This is a genomic window from Lysinibacillus sp. NPDC097279 (assembly GCF_044761745.1).
Taxonomy (GTDB): Bacteria; Bacillota; Bacilli; order Bacillales_A; family Planococcaceae; genus Lysinibacillus.
The window spans coordinates 33,622-53,398 of the sequence record NZ_JBIWDA010000006.1 but is presented as its reverse complement, the minus strand read 5'-3'; the positions used below and the strand labels follow the sequence as shown (position 1 = coordinate 53,398).

The window sequence follows — 19,777 nt, the reverse complement described above, 5'->3', positions numbered from 1 at the left end:
TTGGATAAACTCCGAAATGAAGATGTTAAGCAATTAAATGCATTAGCGCTCGCATATATGGGAGATGCGGTTTTAGAACAAAAGGTCCGCGAGTATTTACTGCGTAGTGGCCGTGTAAAGCCGAATACACTCCATAGAGAAGCAACACATTATGTATCAGCAAAGGCACAGTCTACGATTGTACATCGAATGATGGATGAAAACTATTTAACAGAGCAGGAATTGGCGGTGTTCCGACGTGGACGCAATGCCAAGTCTGGTTCTGTTCCGAAAAATACCGATGTCCAAACATATCGGAATAGCTCTGGCTTTGAGGCGGTACTTGGAAGCTTGTACTTACTAGGTGAATTAGAACGCGTTTATGACATCATTGCATACGCTATTCAAATAATCGAGGAATTAAAAGGAGTGTCAAAATAATGGCAGAACAAAATGGTGAAATTATTGCCGGTAAAAACCCAGTGTTAGAAGCACTTCGTTCAGGCCGCGATATGAATAAAGTATGGATTGCAGAAGGTGTTAAAAAATCAGGGGTCAATGAACTGCTTGATTTGGCGCGAGAACGTGGCATCATTGTTCAATTCGTACCGAAGAAAAAGGTCGATCAATTATCAGATGCTAACCATCAAGGAATTGTTGCTTCTGTTGCAGCGTATAGCTATGCGGAAATAGATGATTTATTTGCAGCGGCACAAAAAAAACAAGAAGATCCGTTTTTCTTAATATTAGATGAGTTAGAAGACCCTCATAATTTAGGCTCTATTATGCGTACAGCAGATGCAATTGGTGTACATGGTATTATTATTCCAAAGCGTCGCTCAGTGAGTTTAACAGCCGTTGTGGCGAAGGCTTCTACAGGAGCGATTGAGCATGTACCTGTCGTGCGTGTTAATAACCTGGCCCAAACAGTTGATGAATTAAAAGAGCGTGGCGTATGGATTGCTGGTACAGATGCAAAAGGTTCTGCGGATTATCGAAAAATGGATGCAACCTTACCACTTGCCATTATTATTGGTAGTGAGGGTAAAGGAATGGGGCGCCTGTTAAAAGAGAAATGTGACTTTTTATATCATCTACCTATGGTCGGGCATGTCACATCATTAAATGCTTCTGTAGCTGCTGCACTTTTAATGTACGAAGTGTATCGTAAACGTCAAGAAGCGAATGAGTAACGATGAAAAACATTTTGCTTGTTGACGGCTATAATATGATTGGAGCTTGGAAAGAGCTACGTCCATTACGTGACACAAATTTTGAAGATGCACGTAAGCGATTAATTGAGCTTATGGCTGAATATAAAGCGGCGATAGGGTGGCGCGTAATTGTAGTTTTTGACGCCCATCTTGTGCCTGGTGTGGAACAATCTTATATAGAGAATGGTGTCGAAATCATTTATACAAGGAAAAATGAAACAGCAGATGAACGCATTGAAAAGATGACACATGAACTTAAGGCAAGACATGTACAAATTCATGTTGCGACTTCCGATATGGCAGAGCAAAGTGTTATTTTTGGTAATGGTGCACTACGCAAATCGGCAAGAGAGCTTGAAATTGATATGAGCATTATTCAGCATAAAATTTCTCACGATGTAAAACGAAAGCAAGATAGCAAGCCACCTTCGCGCATTGAACTGAAGCCGGATGTGGCACTTGCATTCGAAAAGTGGCGTCGAGGATTAAAATGATTGATTGACGCATATTTTCCAATTCCGTTATACTGTTCCTAATTATCTGTTGCAGCTGAGGTGATACCATGTTTAAAAATAGTATTGTACAAGTGACACAAGATTTTGAACGATTCAATGATGAAGAGCTTATTGAAATGGTGCATCAAGGTAATACAGATGCGTTAGATTTTTTAATTACAAAATACCGTTTGCTAGTAAGAGCAAAGGCAAGGTCCTATTTTTTAATTGGGGCTGATAAAGAAGATATTGTGCAAGAAGGTATGATTGGCTTGTATAAGGCAGTCCGCGACTTTAAAGGGGACAAGCTGGCTTCTTTCCGAGCTTTTGCAGAGTTATGTATTACAAGACAAATTATTACAGCTATTAAAACCGCAACAAGGCAAAAACATATTCCGCTAAATTCCTATGTTTCTTTAGATAAGCCTATTTTTGATGAGGAATCAGATCGCACATTGATGGATGTGTTAACGGGCGCTATTATGGATGATCCAGAAGAGTTAATGATTCATAGAGAAGAGTTTGGTTATTTAGAAGAGAAAATGAGCGAAATTTTGAGCGAATTGGAGCTACAAGTATTAGCTCTATACTTGGATGGACAATCTTATCATGAAATTTCTGCAAAATTGAATCGGCATGTGAAGTCAATTGATAACGCTTTGCAACGAGTTAAGCGGAAATTAGAGCGTCATTTAGTGCTCGAGGAAATGTTATAGAGCGCACGTACCCTTGTTGACATTGACAATTTTAGGTGTTAGTCTTTAAAAGACAAAGTGCCGAAAAGGTGATTTCATGACAAAGAAAGTCGTGCTAAATTGCGAAAAATGCGGATCGAGAAATTACACATTTCCTGCTAAGGGAGATACTACTGTACGTCTCGAATTAAAGAAATTTTGCTCGCATTGCAATGAACATACAGTGCATAAACAAACGTTATAAAATATTTTGTAAATAGACAGATATGATTGATTCGGAGGTTAGGCTAGAATGGGCAAGATTAAAAGTTTTTTCAGCGACGTAATGTCGGAAATGCGAAAAACTAGCTGGCCAAAAAGTAAAGAACTGACGAAATATACAGTCGTTGTAATTTCAACTGTAGTAATTATGGCTTTATTTTTTGTGTTAGTAGACTTAGGTATTTCATCATTATTCCGCTGGTACTTAGATTTATAATTTAGAAAAGAGCATGTTAATACTTTTGAAAATAGCCCGTCCATTACAATAACGGGTTTTTTCGTTTGTTTTATGAAGTGAAGAGCAGTAAAATGTTCTCATTATGATAAGTGTGACTACCAGTATAAGTATGTTGGTAGCGATAGATGACTATGCTAATTAGGTATATATCATCGAGCTTTCGCTTGCTATGGCGAAAGCTATGTTTTTCTATTGGGAAGTTTGTGAAAAAGAATAAAGGATGCACTTTGCATATCGCGATCATTTTCACTTTTATTTGTAAGGGAGGGACGGACGAGTAGTCCTAGCAGTTATGGAGAAAAATTGGTATGTTGTTCATACGTATTCGGGGTATGAAAACCGTGTAAAAGCAAACCTAGAAAAACGTGTTGAAACAATGGGGATGCAAGATAAAATCTTCCGTGTGATCGTGCCTGAGCACGAGGAAACAGAAATGAAGGACGGCAAAAAGAAGACAATGATGCGTAAGGTCTTCCCTGGTTATGTTCTAGTAGAGCTAATTATGACAGATGATTCTTGGTATGTTGTCCGCAATACACCAGGCGTAACTGGCTTTATCGGCTCATCAGGTGGTGGGGCAAAACCAACACCTTTATTACCTGAAGAAGCAGATCGTCTATTAGAGCAAATGGGTATGACTGATAAAATTGTTGAAATCGATATTACTATTGGTGAAGCAGTTGAAGTATTAGAAGGACCGTTTGCACACTTCCAAGGACGTGTTGAAGAAATCGACGCTGAAAAAGGAAAACTGAAAGTATCTGTAGATATGTTTGGTCGCGAAACGATTATGGAACTGGATTTTGAGCAAATTCAAAAATTATAGTTTTACTTTCTAGTTAACATATTACGTATGATTAAGCGTATATCGCAGATTTTGTTAATTACTACTTGCTTAAAAAAATTAAAAGTGGTATCATTTCAAAGGTCAGACTGTCATACTTCGGATGACGTCTGTAATGATAATTTTAATGTTATCGGCACTTAGCTGACAGACAGATATTGAGTGGGAGGGGCAACCCAATTACCACATCACGGACTTAAGGAGGTGTGTCTCGTGGCTAAAAAAGTTATTAAAGTTGTTAAACTTCAAATCCCTGCTGGTAAAGCAAACCCAGCTCCACCGGTTGGTCCTGCATTAGGTCAAGCAGGTGTGAACATCATGGGATTCTGTAAAGAATTCAATGCGCGTACTGCTGATCAAGCTGGTCTTATTATTCCAGTTGAAATTTCAGTATTTGAGGACCGTTCATTTACTTTCATTACGAAAACTCCACCTGCAGCAGTTTTACTTAAAGTAGCAGCTGGTATCCAATCTGGATCTGGTGAACCAAACCGTAAAAAAGTTGCAACGGTTAAACGTGATAAAGTTCGCGAAATCGCTGAAACTAAAATGCCAGACCTTAACGCTGCTTCAGTTGAAGCTGCTATGTTAATGGTTGAAGGTACTGCACGAAGCATGGGTATTGTTATCGAAGACTAATCCCAGTTACTTGATGTTTTTGTTTTTGGAAGGTTGCGGAGTTTCTTTGTGAACGCGCAACCTTTATTCGTGGGAGGTAAAATCCGCTATAACCACAATCAAGGAGGAAATATATAATGGCTAAAAAAGGTAAAAAACTGCAAGATGCAGCGAAATTAATCGACCGTAACAACGTATACGGCGCACAAGAAGCAATCGAACTTGCTCAAAAAACTAGCTCAGTAAACTTCGACGCTACTGTAGAAGTTGCTTTCCGTTTAGGAATCGATACTCGTAAAAATGACCAACAAATCCGTGGAGCAGTAGTACTTCCAAACGGTACTGGTAAAACCCAACGCGTATTAGTTTTCGCTAAAGGTGAAAAACTTAAAGAAGCAGAAGCTGCTGGCGCTGATTATGTAGGCGATGCAGAATACATCCAAAAAATCCAACAAGGTTGGTTTGACTTCGATGTAATCGTAGCAACTCCTGACATGATGGGTGAAGTTGGTAAACTTGGTCGCGTATTAGGACCTAAAGGTTTAATGCCAAACCCTAAAACAGGTACAGTTACTTTCGACGTAACAAAAGCAATCGAAGAAATCAAAGCTGGTAAAGTAGAATACCGCGCTGACAAAGCTGGTATCATCCACGCTCCTATCGGTAAAGTTTCTTTCTCTACAGAAAAATTAGTAGAAAACTTCTTAACTGTATTTGACGTTGTTCAAAAAGCAAAACCTGCTGCAGCTAAAGGTACTTACATGAAATCTGTAAATGTTACAACTACAATGGGTCCAGCTATCAAAATTGACGCTGCTAACGTAGTAGTAAAATAATTTATTATAAATCGGTTGACAGCTATCCGTATCTTTGGTAAGATGGATGCTGTTGTGAATCATCCATTTGTACCGTAGACAGTAGGAGTGACTTGTCACTTAATGATCCTACCGAGGACATCGGAATTCGGATTCTTATTTTAAAGATGATGACTTTCAGCCTCTGTGTCTATATGACCCAGAGGCTTTACTTTTGTCGGTATAAATGACCCATTCTAATAGGAGGTGTCATCATGAGCAAAGCAATCGAAAACAAACAATCACAAGTGCAAGAAATCACTGAAAAATTCCAAGGCGCTGCTTCTGTAGTAGTTGTGGATTACCGTGGTCTTAATGTTGCACAAGTGACTGAACTTCGTAAACAACTTCGTGAAGCTGGTGTTGAGTTCAAAGTTTACAAAAACACTTTAACTCGTCGTGCTGCTGAAGCTGCTGGCGTTGAAGGAATCAATGAAGTATTAACTGGTCCTAACGCAATCGCGTTCTCATCTGAAGATGTTGTAGCCCCTGCTAAAATCATCAACGAGTTCGCTAAGAAAAACGAAGCTTTAGAAATTAAAGCGGGTATCATTGAAGGTACAATCTCTTCTGTTGAAGATGTTAAAGCACTTGCAGAACTTCCATCACGCGAAGGTCTTCTTTCAATGCTTTTATCTGTACTTCAAGCTCCAGTGCGCAACTTCGCACTTGCAACAAAAGCTGTTGCAGAACAAAAAGAAGAACAAGGCGCGTAATTCCTTACGTCGCATAACTTCCGCGGCTTGACCGCAAAAAAACTAAAACCATATCCAATTAGGAGGAAATTATAATGAACAAAGAGCAAATCTTAGAAGCTATCAAAGCTATGACAGTTCTTGAATTAAACGATTTAGTAAAAGCTATCGAAGAAGAATTCGGTGTAACAGCTGCTGCTCCAGTAGCAGTAGTTGCTGGCGGTGCTGCTGCAGCTGAAGAAAAAACAGAATTCGACGTAGTATTAGCATCTGCTGGTGCTGAAAAAATCAAAGTAATCAAAGTGGTTCGCGAAATCACTGGTTTAGGTCTTAAAGAAGCTAAAGAAGTTGTAGATAACGCTCCTAAAGCTCTTAAAGAAGGCGTTTCTAAAGATGAAGCTGAACAAATCAAAGCTAAACTTGAAGAAGTTGGCGCATCTGTAGAAGTTAAGTAATCTCGTATTACTTTTATACAAAAGGAAGCTCGTCATTGTGGCGAGCTTTTTCTTCATTCTGAGGAGGCGTGAAAATGTCAGATCACTATTATACAAGTAAGCCTCAAACTGAAAGTAAACCTCGTCACTGGACGTTCAAGTTACTTGGGCATACGTTTTCCTTTGAAACGGATGCAGGTGTATTTAGTAAAAGCGAAGTAGATTTTGGATCCCGTGTATTAATAGATGCGTTTCAAATGCCAGATGTAGATGGTGCGATTTTTGATGTAGGCTGTGGCTATGGACCAATTGGATTATCAATTGCCAAGACGAATCCTGAGCGCACTGTTTTAATGATGGATATTAATGAACGAGCGGTTGCGCTTTCTCAAAAAAATGCGCAAGTAAACGGTGTTCAAAATGTACGAATATTTGTCAGTGACGGACTATCGAATGTAGATGATGAGGCGAAGGCTGCAGCTATTTTAACCAATCCTCCAATTCGGGCAGGAAAGGACACGGTTTTCCGCTTTTACGATGGTGCTTATAACAAGTTAGTGACTTCTGGAGAGCTATGGGTAGTAATTCAGAAGAAGCAAGGTGCGCCATCAACGGTTAGCTATTTAGAAGAAAAATTTTCTGAAGTCGATGTTGTGGAGAAGAAAAAAGGATACTGGATAGTGCGTGCAAAAAAATAAATGAAATATGTATAAAATATTGACTTGACAAAACGGCTATGATAATATGATACAATGCAAAAATATTATTTTGAGGTCGTGTGCCCTTTTGGTATATGAATGATTTTATATGGGTATACTTGCCAAGATAAGTTTAGTTAACCGAAAATGAGATCTTTTGAAGACTCGTTTTCTTTTTGTCTTTCGAAATCATACACTATTTGGATGATTTTGCAAAGACCTAATATCGCTTTATTGAGGGGTGAATGAGTTGACAGGTCAACTAGTTCAGTACGGACAACACCGCCAGCGTAGAAGCTTTGCGCGTATTAAAGAGGTGCTTGAGCTTCCAAATCTGATTGAGATTCAAACGGCGTCTTACGAGTGGTTCCTTGAAGAAGGTTTACGTGAAATGTTCCGTGACATTTCGCCGATCGAGGACTTTACAGGTAATCTTTCATTAGAATTCATCGATTATTCTTTAGGTGATCCTAAATATGATGTCGATGAGTGTAAAGAGCGAGATGTTACTTACGCAGCTCCATTACGCGTGAAAGTACGTCTTTACAACAAAGAAACAGACGAAGTGAAAGAACAAGATGTATTCATGGGTGACTTCCCATTAATGACAGAAACAGGTACGTTCATTATTAACGGTGCTGAACGTGTTATCGTTTCACAATTAGTTCGATCACCAAGTGTGTATTTCCATGATAAAACTGATAAAAACGGTAAAAAAGGCTTCGGTGCGACAGTAATTCCAAACCGTGGTGCTTGGTTAGAATATGAAACTGACGCGAAGGATGTAGTGTATGTACGTATTGATCGTACTCGTAAGCTACCAGTAACAGTGTTACTTCGTGCATTAGGTTTCGGTTCAGATCAAGAGATTATCGATATTATCGGTGATAACGAGTATTTACGTAATACGCTAGAAAAGGATAACTCTGAAAGTACTGAAAAAGCACTTTTAGAAATCTACGAGCGTTTACGCCCAGGTGAGCCACCAACAGTAGAAAGTGCGAAAAGTTTATTATATTCTCGTTTCTTTGATGCTAAGCGCTATGATTTAGCGAACGTTGGTCGTTACAAAATGAACAAAAAGCTTCACATTAAAAATCGTTTATTCAACCAAACGATTGCTGAAACGCTTGTTGATCCAGAAACAGGCGAAATTTTAGTAGAGAAGGGCACTGTGCTTGATCGTCGTACTTTAGATAAGATTTTACCTTACCTAGAGGATTCTTCTAAAGGCATTGGCTACCGCACTTTATCACAAGTTGGCGGAGTACTTGAAGATGACGTTACAATCCAATCTATTAAAATTTATGCACCTAAAGATGAAGCGCAAAAAGAAATCAATGTTATTGGCAATGCCTACATTGACGAAGAAGTGAAGAATATTACACCTGCTGATGTATTATCTTCAGTAAGTTATTTCTTCAACCTACTTTACCAAGTAGGAGCAACAGATGATATTGACCATTTAGGTAACCGTCGTCTTCGCTCTGTTGGTGAGTTATTACAAAACCAATTCCGTATCGGTTTATCTCGTATGGAACGTGTTGTACGCGAGCGTATGTCTATCAATGATACAGCCGCTATCGTACCGCAACAATTAATCAATATTCGTCCAGTAATTGCATCTATTAAAGAATTCTTTGGTAGCTCTCAATTATCTCAATTCATGGACCAAACAAACCCACTAGCAGAATTAACGCATAAACGTCGTCTATCTGCATTAGGGCCTGGTGGTTTAACGCGTGAGCGTGCTGGTTTCGAAGTACGTGACGTTCACTATTCTCACTATGGTCGTATGTGTCCAATCGAAACACCTGAGGGTCCGAACATTGGTTTAATCAACTCGCTGTCTTCATTCGCGAAAGTAAATAAATTTGGTTTCATTGAAACGCCATATCGTCGTATTGATCACGAAACTGGCCAAGTAACAGATCAAATTGATTACTTAACAGCTGACGAAGAAGATAACTACTATGTAGCGCAAGCGAACTCGCCATTAAATCCAGACGGTACATTTACTAACGATGAAGTTGTAGGTCGTTTCCGTGGGGATAACACAGTTTTCAATAAGGCTCAAATGGACTATATGGACGTATCTCCTAAACAAGTAGTTTCTGCAGCGACTGCATGTATTCCGTTCTTAGAAAACGATGACTCTAACCGTGCGCTTATGGGTGCCAACATGCAACGTCAAGCGGTTCCTCTTTTAAATCCAGAAGCTCCGTTTGTTGGTACTGGTATGGAACACGTAGATGCGCGTGACTCTGGTGCGGCTGTAGTAGCGAAATACGATGGTATTGTGGAGCATGTTGAAGCTCGTTCAATCCATGTGCGTCGCATTGAAACAGTTGATGGTAAAGAAGTTAAAGGCGATTTAACAAAATATAAATTACAAAAATTCATTCGTTCAAACCAAGGTACTTCATACAACCAACGCCCACTTGTAAAAGTTGGCGAGCGTGTGAAACCTCGCGATATTTTAGCAGACGGTCCATCTATGGAAAACGGTGAACTTGCTTTAGGTCGTAACGTACTTGTTGCGTTCATGACTTGGAACGGGTTCAACTATGAGGATGCTGTTATTATGAGTGAGCGCCTTGTAAAAGACGATGTATATACTTCAGTTCATATTGAAGAATACGAGTCAGAATCTCGTGATACAAAATTAGGGCCTGAAGAAATTACACGCGACATTCCAAACGTTGGGGAAGATGCACTTCGTAACTTAGACGAACGTGGTATTATCCGTATCGGTGCGGAAGTACGCGACGGTGATATTCTTGTAGGTAAAGTAACGCCTAAAGGGGTTACAGAATTAACAGCTGAAGAGCGCTTATTACATGCAATCTTTGGTGAAAAAGCACGTGAAGTTCGTGATACTTCATTACGCGTACCACATGGTGCGGGCGGTATCATCCTTGACGTTAAAGTATTTAACCGTGAAGACGGCGATGAGTTACCACCAGGTGTTAACCAATTAGTTCGTGCTTACATTGTTCAAAAACGTAAAATCCGCGTTGGGGACAAAATGGCCGGACGACATGGTAACAAAGGGGTTATCTCTCGTATCTTACCGGAAGAGGATATGCCATTTATGCCAGATGGTACTCCTGTCGATATCATGTTAAACCCATTAGGTGTACCTTCTCGTATGAATATCGGACAAGTTTTAGAGTTACACTTAGGTATGGCTTCTCGTTACTTAGGTGTTCATATGGCAACACCAGTATTTGATGGTGCCAACGAAGAAGATGTTTGGGAAACAATGGAAGAAGCAGGGATGAACCGTGATGGTAAAACAATCCTGTATGATGGACGTTCAGGTGAACCTTTCGATAACCGTGTATCTGTTGGGATCATGTACATGATCAAACTTGCGCACATGGTTGACGATAAACTTCACGCACGTTCAACTGGTCCTTACTCACTTGTTACACAACAACCACTTGGTGGTAAAGCGCAGTTCGGTGGACAACGCTTTGGTGAGATGGAAGTATGGGCACTTGAAGCATACGGTGCGGCATACACACTTCAAGAAATTTTAACTGTAAAATCCGATGACGTTGTTGGTCGTGTGAAAACATACGAGGCTATCGTTAAAGGTGAAAGCGTACCAGAGCCAGGCGTTCCAGAATCATTCAAAGTATTGATTAAAGAACTACAATCTCTTGGTATGGATGTTAAAATGTTAACAATCAATGATGAAGAAGTAGAGCTTCGCGATTTAGACGAAGAAGAAGATCTTCAACCTGCGGACGCACTTAATATTGCGCCACAACCAGAAACAGAAGAAGAGCCAGTAGAGTCTTTTGAATAATGGATAAGGTTAAGTTCACATTCGTGTGAAGGGTCAAACTTATTTTTCAAATTAGTCGGGCAGGATTTAACGCCCTGCTCGACTTTTCTTTATGAATGAAATCAATCTATTTTTAATCTTTTGTCAAAAGGTATTTTTGCAAACGATTGTCGAGCTGCGTAAAAGAGTCTTTATAAAGACCTATAACTAGAGGGAGGTAGGCTCCTTGATAGACGTTAATGAATTTGAATATATGAAAATTGGTTTAGCATCCCCTGACAAGATTCGTTCTTGGTCATATGGTGAAGTAAAAAAACCAGAAACAATTAACTATCGTACATTAAAACCAGAAAAAGATGGTTTATTCTGTGAACGTATTTTCGGTCCTACGAAAGACTGGGAATGTCACTGTGGTAAATACAAACGTGTTCGCTATAAAGGCGTAGTTTGTGACCGTTGTGGCGTTGAAGTAACACGTGCAAAAGTTCGTCGTGAACGTATGGGTCACATCGAATTAGCTGCACCAGTTTCTCATATTTGGTACTTCAAAGGTATTCCAAGCCGTATGGGTCTTATTTTAGATATGTCTCCACGTGCTTTAGAAGAAGTAATTTACTTCGCATCTTACGTTGTAATTGAACCAGGTGCTACTAACTTAGAGAGCAAGCAATTACTTTCTGAAAAAGAGTACCGTGCATACCGTGAAAAATTCGGAGCAACTTTCGAAGCAGCAATGGGTGCAGAAGCAATCAAAAGGCTTCTTGGTAAAATCGATCTTGAAGATGAAACTCATTCTTTAAAAGAAGAGTTAAAATCAGCACAAGGTCAACGCCGTACACGTGCGATTAAACGTCTTGAAGTAGTAGAATCATTCCGTAACTCAGGTAACTCTCCAGAGTGGATGATTTTGGATGTACTACCTGTTATTCCACCGGAGCTTCGTCCAATGGTTCAATTAGATGGTGGTCGTTTTGCAACATCTGACTTAAATGATTTATATCGTCGTGTAATCAACCGTAACAACCGTTTAAAACGTTTATTAGATCTTGGAGCACCAAGCATTATCGTTCAAAACGAAAAACGTATGTTACAAGAAGCTGTTGATGCATTAATCGATAACGGTCGTCGTGGTCGTCCAGTAACTGGACCAGGTAACCGTCCGTTAAAATCTCTTTCACATATGTTAAAAGGGAAACAAGGTCGTTTCCGTCAAAACTTACTTGGTAAACGTGTAGACTATTCTGGTCGTTCTGTTATCGTAGTAGGTCCTAACTTAAAAATGTACCAATGTGGTCTACCGAAGGAAATGGCGATTGAGCTATTTAAACCTTTCGTAATGAAAGAATTAGTAGAACGTGGTCTTGCGCATAATATTAAATCTGCTAAACGTAAAATCGAACGTTTAAACAACGACGTATGGGACGTTTTAGAAGATGTAATCCGTGAGCATCCAGTATTACTAAACCGTGCACCAACGCTTCACCGTCTTGGTATCCAAGCGTTTGAACCAACACTTGTTGAAGGCCGTGCAATCCGTCTTCACCCATTAGTATGTACAGCTTACAACGCTGACTTCGATGGTGACCAAATGGCGGTTCACGTACCATTATCAGCTGAAGCACAAGCAGAAGCTCGTCTTCTAATGCTTGCTGCACAAAACATCCTAAACCCGAAAGATGGTAAACCTGTTGTAACACCATCTCAAGATATGGTATTAGGTAACTATTATTTAACACTTGAGCGCGAAGATGCTCGCGGTGAAGGTTCAATTTTCTATGGACCAAACGAAGTTTTAATCGCATATGATACAGGTCATGTTCACTTGCATACACGTATCGCGATCAAAGCAAGTTCACTGAACAACCCAACGTTTACAGAAGAACAAAATAACATGTTCTTACTAACAACTGTGGGTAAAGTAATCTTTAACGAAATCTTGCCTGAATCATTCCCGTTCATTAACGAACCTACTGATTTCAACTTAGAGCAAGTAACACCAGAAAAATACTTCGCTAATTTAACAATTGACGAAGAAACTTTAGCAGAGCTTGAAGCAGATGCTGCATACAGCCAATTAGATGAAAAAGGTAAAGTAGAGGCACAACGTTCAGCAGTACTACGCAAACATTTTGCATCAGTACCTGTTGTAAACCCATTCCGCAAGAAATTCTTAGGAAATATCATTGCAGAAGTGTTTAAACGTTTCCACATTACTGAAACATCTAAAATGCTTGACCGCATGAAAAACTTAGGTTTCAAATACTCAACTCGCGCTGGTATCACTGTTGGTGTATCTGACATCGTGGTATTACCAGACAAAGGTGAAATCCTAGCTGAAGCACAAGAGAAAGTAGATAAAGTTCAAGCGCAATTCCGTCGTGGTTTCATTACAGAAGAAGAGCGTTATGACCGTGTTATCTCTAGCTGGAGTGCAGCGAAAGATGAAATTCAATCAAAACTGATGAAGTCACTTGAGAAAACGAACCCTATCTTCATGATGTCTGACTCAGGTGCCCGTGGTAACGCATCTAACTTTACACAGTTAGCTGGTATGCGTGGTCTGATGGCCAACCCGGCTGGTCGTATTATCGAACTTCCAATCAAATCTTCATTCCGTGAAGGTTTAACAGTATTGGAATACTTCATCTCAACACATGGTGCTCGTAAAGGTCTTGCCGATACAGCCCTAAAAACTGCCGATTCAGGTTACTTAACACGTCGTCTTGTAGACGTTGCACAAGATGTAATCGTTCGTGAAGATGATTGTGGAACTGACCGCGGCTTAACAATCGGTGCGTTAATGGAAGGTACAGAACTAATCGAAGCGTTAGACGAACGTATTGTTGGTCGTCATACGAAGAAAACGATTTTCCATCCAGAAACAGGCGATGTAATTTTAGAAAAAGACGGTTTAATCGACCAAGATGTCGCGCGTGTTATTATAGAAGCAGGTATCGAGGAAGTAACAATCCGTTCAGCGTTCACATGTAATACAAAACATGGTGTATGTAAAAAATGTTACGGCATGAACTTAGCAACTGGTGAAAAAGTTGAAGTTGGGGAAGCAGTTGGTATTATTGCTGCTCAATCAATCGGTGAACCAGGTACTCAGTTAACAATGCGTACATTCCATACAGGTGGGGTAGCCGGAGACGATATTACGCAAGGTCTTCCACGTATCCAAGAGATTTTCGAAGCACGTAATCCAAAAGGTCAATCTGTCATTTCTGAGATTGCTGGTACGGTTTCAGATATTACTGAAATTCGTGAAGGTCTAAAAGAAATTACAGTTCAAGGTGACGTAGAAACTCGTAAATACCAAGCACCATATAATGCACGTCTGAAAGTTATCGAAGGTGACTCAATCGAACGTGGTCAAGTATTAACAGAAGGTTCTATCGATCCAAAACAATTATTAAAAGTAAAAGACGTTTCAACAGTTCAAGAATATTTACTAAAAGAAGTACAAAAAGTATACCGTATGCAAGGGGTAGAAATTGGAGACAAACATATCGAAGTAATGGTACGTCAAATGCTTCGTAAAGTTCGTGTAATCGAAGCTGGTGATACAGAATTATTACCTGGTTCATTATTAGATATTCACCAATTCTCAGAGGCAAATGTAGATGCTGTTATGAACGGCAAAAACCCTGCAACTTGTCGCCCAGTAATCCTAGGTATTACTAAAGCTTCACTAGAAACTGAATCATTCTTATCTGCTGCATCATTCCAAGAAACAACTCGTGTGTTAACAGATGCTGCAATTAAAGGTAAACGTGATGAACTTCTAGGATTAAAAGAGAACGTAATTATTGGGAAACTTGTTCCAGCAGGTACTGGTATGCAACGTTATCGTCAAATCCGCATTGAAAAAGATGAGCTTGACGCAGAAGATTTAGTTTCTGCTGAATAACTTAAACAAAAGCTCCGAAGAGATGGCAAAAGCGCCCTCTCTTCGGACTTTTTAAAGATATTAGTTGACAGTAGAAATTGATAATGATAATATATTGAAGGTTGATAGTTAACTGTCTGTACTTCGGAGGATATGAAAATGTCTTATGATAAAGTAAGGGCTAGTCAAACAATCATTGGTACAAAGCAAGCAGTAAAAGCAATGCAAGCTGGTTTAGTGAAAGAGCTTTTTGTGGCACTTGATGCAGACAATTGGGTAACCGATTCGGCCATATCTTTCGCGAGAGAAATCGGTATACCAGTTATTCTTGTCGAGTCTAAAAAGGAACTGGGCAAAGCCTGTGGAATCCATGTTGGAGCTGCAGTAGTTGCGATTGCTGTAGATTAGTTTTTGTGTATAAAACACAAAGACTTTGTTTTTACCCAAAAAATGAACCACCTGGATGTGTGGTATTAACAAGGAATAAATGAAGGGAGGAAATACCGATGCCTACAATTAACCAATTAGTACGTAAGCCTCGTCAATCTAAAATCACGAAATCAAAATCACCAGCGTTAAACAAAGGATATAACTCATTTAAAAAATCTTTAACTGATGTTAAATCTCCACAAAAACGTGGTGTTTGTACTCGTGTAGGTACAATGACACCTCGTAAACCAAACTCAGCGTTACGTAAATACGCTCGTGTACGTTTAACTAACCAAATTGAGGTTACAGCTTATATCCCAGGTGAAGGCCACAACTTACAAGAGCACAGTGTTGTTCTTATCCGTGGCGGACGCGTAAAAGACTTAGCGGGTGTTCGTTACCATATCGTACGTGGTGCTCTTGATACAGCTGGTGTAAACGGTCGTTTACAATCACGTTCTAAATACGGAACAAAACGCCCTAAAGAAAAAAAATAATTTAACACATTAAGTGTTAACTAATGTTGAGTCTTACGTTGATATCACCAAAACTGAAATCATGCTAGCTGATTTCGCAATAAGTGATAACTTCGTATAAGGCCAACGTATAAAAATAAATCGATAATTATTCGAAAGGAGGAAAACACATGCCTCGTAAAGGTCCTGTTTCCAAACGTGACGTGTTACCAGATCCAATTTATAATTCAAAACTAGTAACTCGTTTAATCAATAAAATGATGGTTGATGGTAAAAGAGGTACTTCTCAAAAGATTTTATACGGTGCGTTCGAATTAGTTAAAGAACGTTCAGGTGAAAATCCAATCGAAGTATTCGAAGCTGCTCTAAACAACGTAATGCCAGTTCTTGAAGTACGTGCTCGCCGTGTTGGTGGTTCTAACTACCAAGTACCAGTTGAAGTTCGTCCAGAACGTCGTACTACTTTAGGTCTTCGTTACCTAGTTAACTATTCTCGTCTTCGTGGTGAAAAAACTATGGAAGAGCGTTTAGCTAACGAAATTCTAGATGCTTCTAACAACACTGGTGCATCAGTTAAGAAACGTGAAGATATGCACAAAATGGCAGAAGCGAACAAAGCATTCGCTCACTACCGTTGGTAATCTAAACATAGCATAAGCCCAATATGGAAGGAGAAATACCTAATGAAACGCGAATTCTCTCTAGAGAATACTCGTAATATTGGGATCATGGCTCACATTGATGCTGGTAAAACAACAACAACTGAGCGTATCCTTTATTACACAGGTAAGATTCACAAAATCGGTGAAACTCATGAAGGCGCTTCTCAAATGGACTGGATGGAGCAAGAGCAAGAACGTGGTATTACTATCACTTCTGCTGCGACAACAGCTCAATGGGCAGGCCACCGTGTAAACATCATCGATACTCCTGGACACGTAGACTTCACTGTAGAAGTAGAGCGTTCTTTACGCGTACTTGACGGTGCTGTAACAGTTCTAGATGCTCAATCTGGTGTTGAGCCACAAACTGAAACTGTATGGCGTCAAGCTACAACATACGGTGTTCCACGTATCGTATTCATTAACAAAATGGATAAAACAGGTGCAGACTTCTTGTATTCAGTAGGTACTCTACATGACCGTTTACAAGCAAACGCTCACCCAATCCAATTACCTATCGGAGCTGAAGATCAGTTCTCTGCTATCATTGACTTAGTTGAAATGAAAGCAACTTTCTACGGCGACGAAAAAGGTACTGCAGTAACTGAAGGTGAAATTCCTGAAGAACACCGCGAAATGGCTGAAGAATACCGTGAAAAATTAATCGACGCTGTTGCAAGTGTTGATGAAGAAATCATGGAAAAATATTTAGAAGGCGAAGAAATCACTGTAGCTGAGCTTAAAGCGGCTATCCGTCGTGCTACAATTGCAGTAGAATTCTACCCAGTAATCTGTGGTACAGCATTCAAACACAAAGGCGTACGCCCAATGTTAAATGCAGTTATCGATTACTTACCATCTCCAGTTGATGTACCAGCAATCAAAGGTACTTCAGTTGATGGTGACGAAGAGTTAGAACGTAAATCTTCTGATGAAGAGCCATTCTCAGCTCTAGCATTCAAAGTTATGACTGACCCATTCGTAGGTAAATTAACTTTCTTCCGTGTGTACTCTGGAACATTAGATGCAGGTTCATACGTACAAAACTCTTCTAAAGGTAAACGTGAACGTGTAGGTCGTATCCTACAAATGCACGCTAACTCTCGTGAAGAGATTTCTAAAGTATTCGCAGGGGATATTGCTGCTGCAGTAGGTCTTAAAGATACTACTACTGGTGACACACTATGTGACGAGAAAAACCTAGTTATTCTTGAATCAATGGAGTTCCCAGAACCAGTAATTTCTCTTTCTGTAGAACCAAAATCAAAAGCTGACCAAGATAAAATGGGTCAAGCTTTACAAAAACTTCAAGAAGAGGATCCAACTTTCCGTGCTCACACTGACACAGAAACTGGACAAACAATCATCTCAGGTATGGGTGAGCTTCACCTTGATATCTTAGTTGACCGTATGCGCCGTGAATTTAAAGTAGAAGCTAACGTAGGTGCTCCAATGGTATCTTACCGTGAAACATTCCGTAGCTCTGCAAAAGTTCAAGGTAAATTCACTCGCCAATCTGGTGGTCGTGGACAATATGGTGACGTAACGATTGAGTTCTCTCCAAATGAAGAAGGTAAAGGCTTTGAATTCGAAAACGCTATCGTTGGTGGTGTTGTACCTCGTGAATACATCCCTGCAGTTGAAGCAGGTCTTCGTGACTCTCTTGACCGCGGTGTAGTAGCTGGTTACCCACTAATCGACATTAAAGCGAAATTAGTATTCGGTTCTTACCATGACGTTGACTCGAATGAGATGGCGTTCAAAATCGCAGCTTCTATGGCTCTTAAAGAAGCAGCTAAACAATGTGATGCTGTAATTTTAGAACCAATGATGAAAGTAGAAGTTGTAATTCCTGAAGAGTACCTTGGTGATATCATGGGTAACATTACTTCTCGTCGCGGACGCGTTGAGGGTATGGATGCTCGCGGTAACTCACAAGTTGTTCGTGCAATGGTTCCACTTTCGGAAATGTTTGGTTACGCAACAACTCTTCGTTCAGCAACTCAAGGTCGCGGTGTATTCTCAATGACATTTGATCATTATGAAGAAGTACCAAAATCAATTGCTGCTGACATCATCAAAAAAAATAAAGGTGAATAATTGAATTTTCATCTTGCATAAAGTATAACTAATTTGTAAGCTATGATTGCAGGATAGAGGATGGGCCCGTTCTCTATCAGCATTCATTCTATAAATTTTTAAAATAAAACATACAATTTCGAGGAGGCAATCTCTAATGGCTAAAGAAAAATTTGACCGTTCAAAAACGCATGCTAACATTGGTACAATCGGACACGTTGACCATGGTAAAACAACTTTAACTGCTGCAATCGCTACAGTTCTTTCTAAAAAAATGGGTGGTACAGCTAAATCTTACGCTGACATCGATAACGCACCAGAAGAAAAAGAACGTGGTATCACAATCAACACTTCTCACGTAGAATATGAAACAGAAACTCGTCACTATGCACACGTTGACTGCCCAGGACACGCTGACTATGTTAAAAACATGATCACTGGTGCTGCACAAATGGACGGCGGTATCTTAGTAGTATCTGCTGCTGATGGCCCAATGCCACAAACTCGTGAACACATCCTTTTATCTCGTCAAGTAGGTGTTCCATACTTAGTAGTATTCATGAACAAATGTGATATGGTTGATGACGAAGAATTATTAGAATTAGTAGAAATGGAAATCCGTGACCTACTATCTGAATATGACTTCCCAGGCGACGATATTCCTGTAATCAAAGGTTCTGCTCTTAAAGCTCTTGAAGGCGAAGCAGAATGGGAAGAAAAAATCGTTGAATTAATGGACGCTGTAGATTCTTACATCCCAACTCCAGAACGTCAAACTGACAAACCATTCATGATGCCAGTAGAGGACGTATTCTCTATCACTGGTCGTGGTACAGTTGCAACTGGCCGTGTTGAACGTGGTCAAGTTAAAGTTGGTGACGTAGTTGAAATCGTAGGTATCGCTGAAGAAGCTAAATCTACAACTGTAACTGGCGTTGAAATGTTCCGTAAATTATTAGACTACGCTGAAGCTGGTGACAACATCGGTGCTTTACTTCGTGGTGTAGCTCGTGAAGATATCCAACGTGGTCAAGTATTAGCTAAACCAGGCTCAATCACTCCACACACAAACTTCAAAGCTGAAGTTTACGTTTTATCTAAAGAAGAGGGTGGCCGTCATACTCCATTCTTCTCTAACTACCGTCCTCAGTTCTACTTCCGTACAACTGACGTAACAGGTATCTGTAACTTACCAGAAGGCGTTGAAATGGTAATGCCTGGTGATAACATCGAAATGACAGTAGAACTTATCGCTCCAATCGCTCTTGAAGAAGGTACTAAATTCTCTATCCGTGAGGGTGGCCGTACTGTAGGCGCTGGCGTAGTAGCTACTATCCAAAAATAATTTTTAGCATATGCTAATTTTAAAACCAATCTGTAGGGACGCTTACAGATTGGTTTTTTATGTTAAAATAAAAA

At 39.8% G+C, this 19,777-nt stretch carries 19 protein-coding genes and 1 other annotated feature; all 19 genes read left to right on the top strand.

The window, feature by feature from the left end:
- The 19 genes from ACIQ1H_RS19375 (at position 1) to tuf (ending at position 19,703) form a co-directional block, all read left to right on the top strand.
- Positions 1 to 420 carry a Mini-ribonuclease 3 gene (locus ACIQ1H_RS19375; protein WP_139859444.1) on the top strand — a complete coding sequence of 140 codons (420 nt, stop codon included), beginning with the start codon at positions 1 to 3 and terminating at the stop codon, positions 418 to 420.
- A complete protein-coding gene (gene rlmB, locus ACIQ1H_RS19370; RefSeq protein ID WP_139859443.1) occupies positions 420 to 1,172 on the top strand; it encodes a 23S rRNA (guanosine(2251)-2'-O)-methyltransferase RlmB in 753 nt (250 codons plus the stop codon). The genes ACIQ1H_RS19375 and rlmB overlap by 1 nt, the downstream gene beginning before the upstream one ends.
- 2 nt (positions 1,173 to 1,174) lie before the next feature.
- Positions 1,175 to 1,687 carry an NYN domain-containing protein gene (locus ACIQ1H_RS19365; RefSeq protein ID WP_139859441.1) on the top strand — a complete coding sequence of 171 codons (513 nt, stop codon included), beginning with the start codon at positions 1,175 to 1,177 and terminating at the stop codon, positions 1,685 to 1,687.
- Between the two features lie 68 nt (positions 1,688 to 1,755).
- Positions 1,756 to 2,403, top strand: coding sequence for an RNA polymerase sporulation sigma factor SigH (gene sigH, locus ACIQ1H_RS19360; RefSeq protein ID WP_139859439.1), 648 nt, complete (start codon positions 1,756 to 1,758; stop codon positions 2,401 to 2,403).
- A 76-nt stretch (positions 2,404 to 2,479) separates the two neighbouring features.
- Positions 2,480 to 2,626 carry a 50S ribosomal protein L33 gene (gene rpmG / locus ACIQ1H_RS19355; protein ID WP_139859437.1) on the top strand — a complete coding sequence of 49 codons (147 nt, stop codon included), beginning with the start codon at positions 2,480 to 2,482 and terminating at the stop codon, positions 2,624 to 2,626.
- A gap of 48 nt (positions 2,627 to 2,674) precedes the next feature.
- A complete protein-coding gene (gene secE, locus ACIQ1H_RS19350) occupies positions 2,675 to 2,860 on the top strand; it encodes a preprotein translocase subunit SecE (protein WP_004233589.1) in 186 nt (61 codons plus the stop codon).
- Between the two features lie 313 nt (positions 2,861 to 3,173).
- On the top strand, positions 3,174 to 3,707 hold the full coding sequence (gene nusG / locus ACIQ1H_RS19345; protein ID WP_139859436.1) for a transcription termination/antitermination protein NusG: 534 nt from the start codon (positions 3,174 to 3,176) through the stop codon (positions 3,705 to 3,707).
- Positions 3,708 to 3,938: 231 nt separating this feature from the next.
- Positions 3,939 to 4,364, top strand: a complete 426-nt coding sequence (gene rplK, locus ACIQ1H_RS19340) for a 50S ribosomal protein L11 (RefSeq protein WP_004233593.1) — start codon at positions 3,939 to 3,941, stop codon at positions 4,362 to 4,364.
- A gap of 116 nt (positions 4,365 to 4,480) precedes the next feature.
- On the top strand, positions 4,481 to 5,179 hold the full coding sequence (rplA, locus tag ACIQ1H_RS19335) for a 50S ribosomal protein L1 (RefSeq protein ID WP_173479248.1): 699 nt from the start codon (positions 4,481 to 4,483) through the stop codon (positions 5,177 to 5,179).
- Positions 5,180 to 5,233: 54 nt separating this feature from the next.
- Positions 5,234 to 5,380, top strand: a sequence feature (ribosomal protein L10 leader region).
- 32 nt (positions 5,381 to 5,412) lie between these two features.
- Positions 5,413 to 5,913 (top strand): 50S ribosomal protein L10, encoded by a 501-nt coding sequence (gene rplJ, locus ACIQ1H_RS19330; RefSeq protein WP_173479249.1) that lies wholly within the window; start codon positions 5,413 to 5,415, stop codon positions 5,911 to 5,913.
- A gap of 74 nt (positions 5,914 to 5,987) precedes the next feature.
- Positions 5,988 to 6,347 carry a 50S ribosomal protein L7/L12 gene (rplL, locus tag ACIQ1H_RS19325; protein WP_010860618.1) on the top strand — a complete coding sequence of 120 codons (360 nt, stop codon included), beginning with the start codon at positions 5,988 to 5,990 and terminating at the stop codon, positions 6,345 to 6,347.
- A 74-nt stretch (positions 6,348 to 6,421) separates the two neighbouring features.
- Positions 6,422 to 7,024 (top strand): class I SAM-dependent methyltransferase, encoded by a 603-nt coding sequence (locus tag ACIQ1H_RS19320; protein WP_173479250.1) that lies wholly within the window; start codon positions 6,422 to 6,424, stop codon positions 7,022 to 7,024.
- Between the two features lie 241 nt (positions 7,025 to 7,265).
- On the top strand, positions 7,266 to 10,841 hold the full coding sequence (rpoB, locus tag ACIQ1H_RS19315) for a DNA-directed RNA polymerase subunit beta (protein WP_402891055.1): 3,576 nt from the start codon (positions 7,266 to 7,268) through the stop codon (positions 10,839 to 10,841).
- 205 nt (positions 10,842 to 11,046) lie between these two features.
- A complete protein-coding gene (gene rpoC, locus ACIQ1H_RS19310) occupies positions 11,047 to 14,733 on the top strand; it encodes a DNA-directed RNA polymerase subunit beta' (protein ID WP_402891053.1) in 3,687 nt (1,228 codons plus the stop codon).
- 138 nt (positions 14,734 to 14,871) lie between these two features.
- On the top strand, positions 14,872 to 15,120 hold the full coding sequence (locus ACIQ1H_RS19305) for a ribosomal L7Ae/L30e/S12e/Gadd45 family protein (RefSeq protein ID WP_024364379.1): 249 nt from the start codon (positions 14,872 to 14,874) through the stop codon (positions 15,118 to 15,120).
- Between the two features lie 98 nt (positions 15,121 to 15,218).
- The gene (gene rpsL, locus ACIQ1H_RS19300; protein WP_010860613.1) at positions 15,219 to 15,638 is read left to right on the top strand and encodes a 30S ribosomal protein S12; all 420 of its coding nucleotides are present in this window, start codon (positions 15,219 to 15,221) and stop codon (positions 15,636 to 15,638) included.
- Positions 15,639 to 15,787: 149 nt separating this feature from the next.
- Positions 15,788 to 16,258: a 30S ribosomal protein S7 gene (rpsG, locus tag ACIQ1H_RS19295; protein ID WP_024364378.1), complete on the top strand. Its 471-nt coding sequence runs from the start codon at positions 15,788 to 15,790 to the stop codon at positions 16,256 to 16,258.
- A 42-nt stretch (positions 16,259 to 16,300) separates the two neighbouring features.
- Positions 16,301 to 18,379, top strand: coding sequence for an elongation factor G (fusA, locus tag ACIQ1H_RS19290; protein ID WP_139860379.1), 2,079 nt, complete (start codon positions 16,301 to 16,303; stop codon positions 18,377 to 18,379).
- 136 nt (positions 18,380 to 18,515) lie between these two features.
- Positions 18,516 to 19,703, top strand: a complete 1,188-nt coding sequence (tuf, locus tag ACIQ1H_RS19285) for an elongation factor Tu (protein WP_173479253.1) — start codon at positions 18,516 to 18,518, stop codon at positions 19,701 to 19,703.
- Positions 19,704 to 19,777 lie beyond the last annotated feature (74 nt).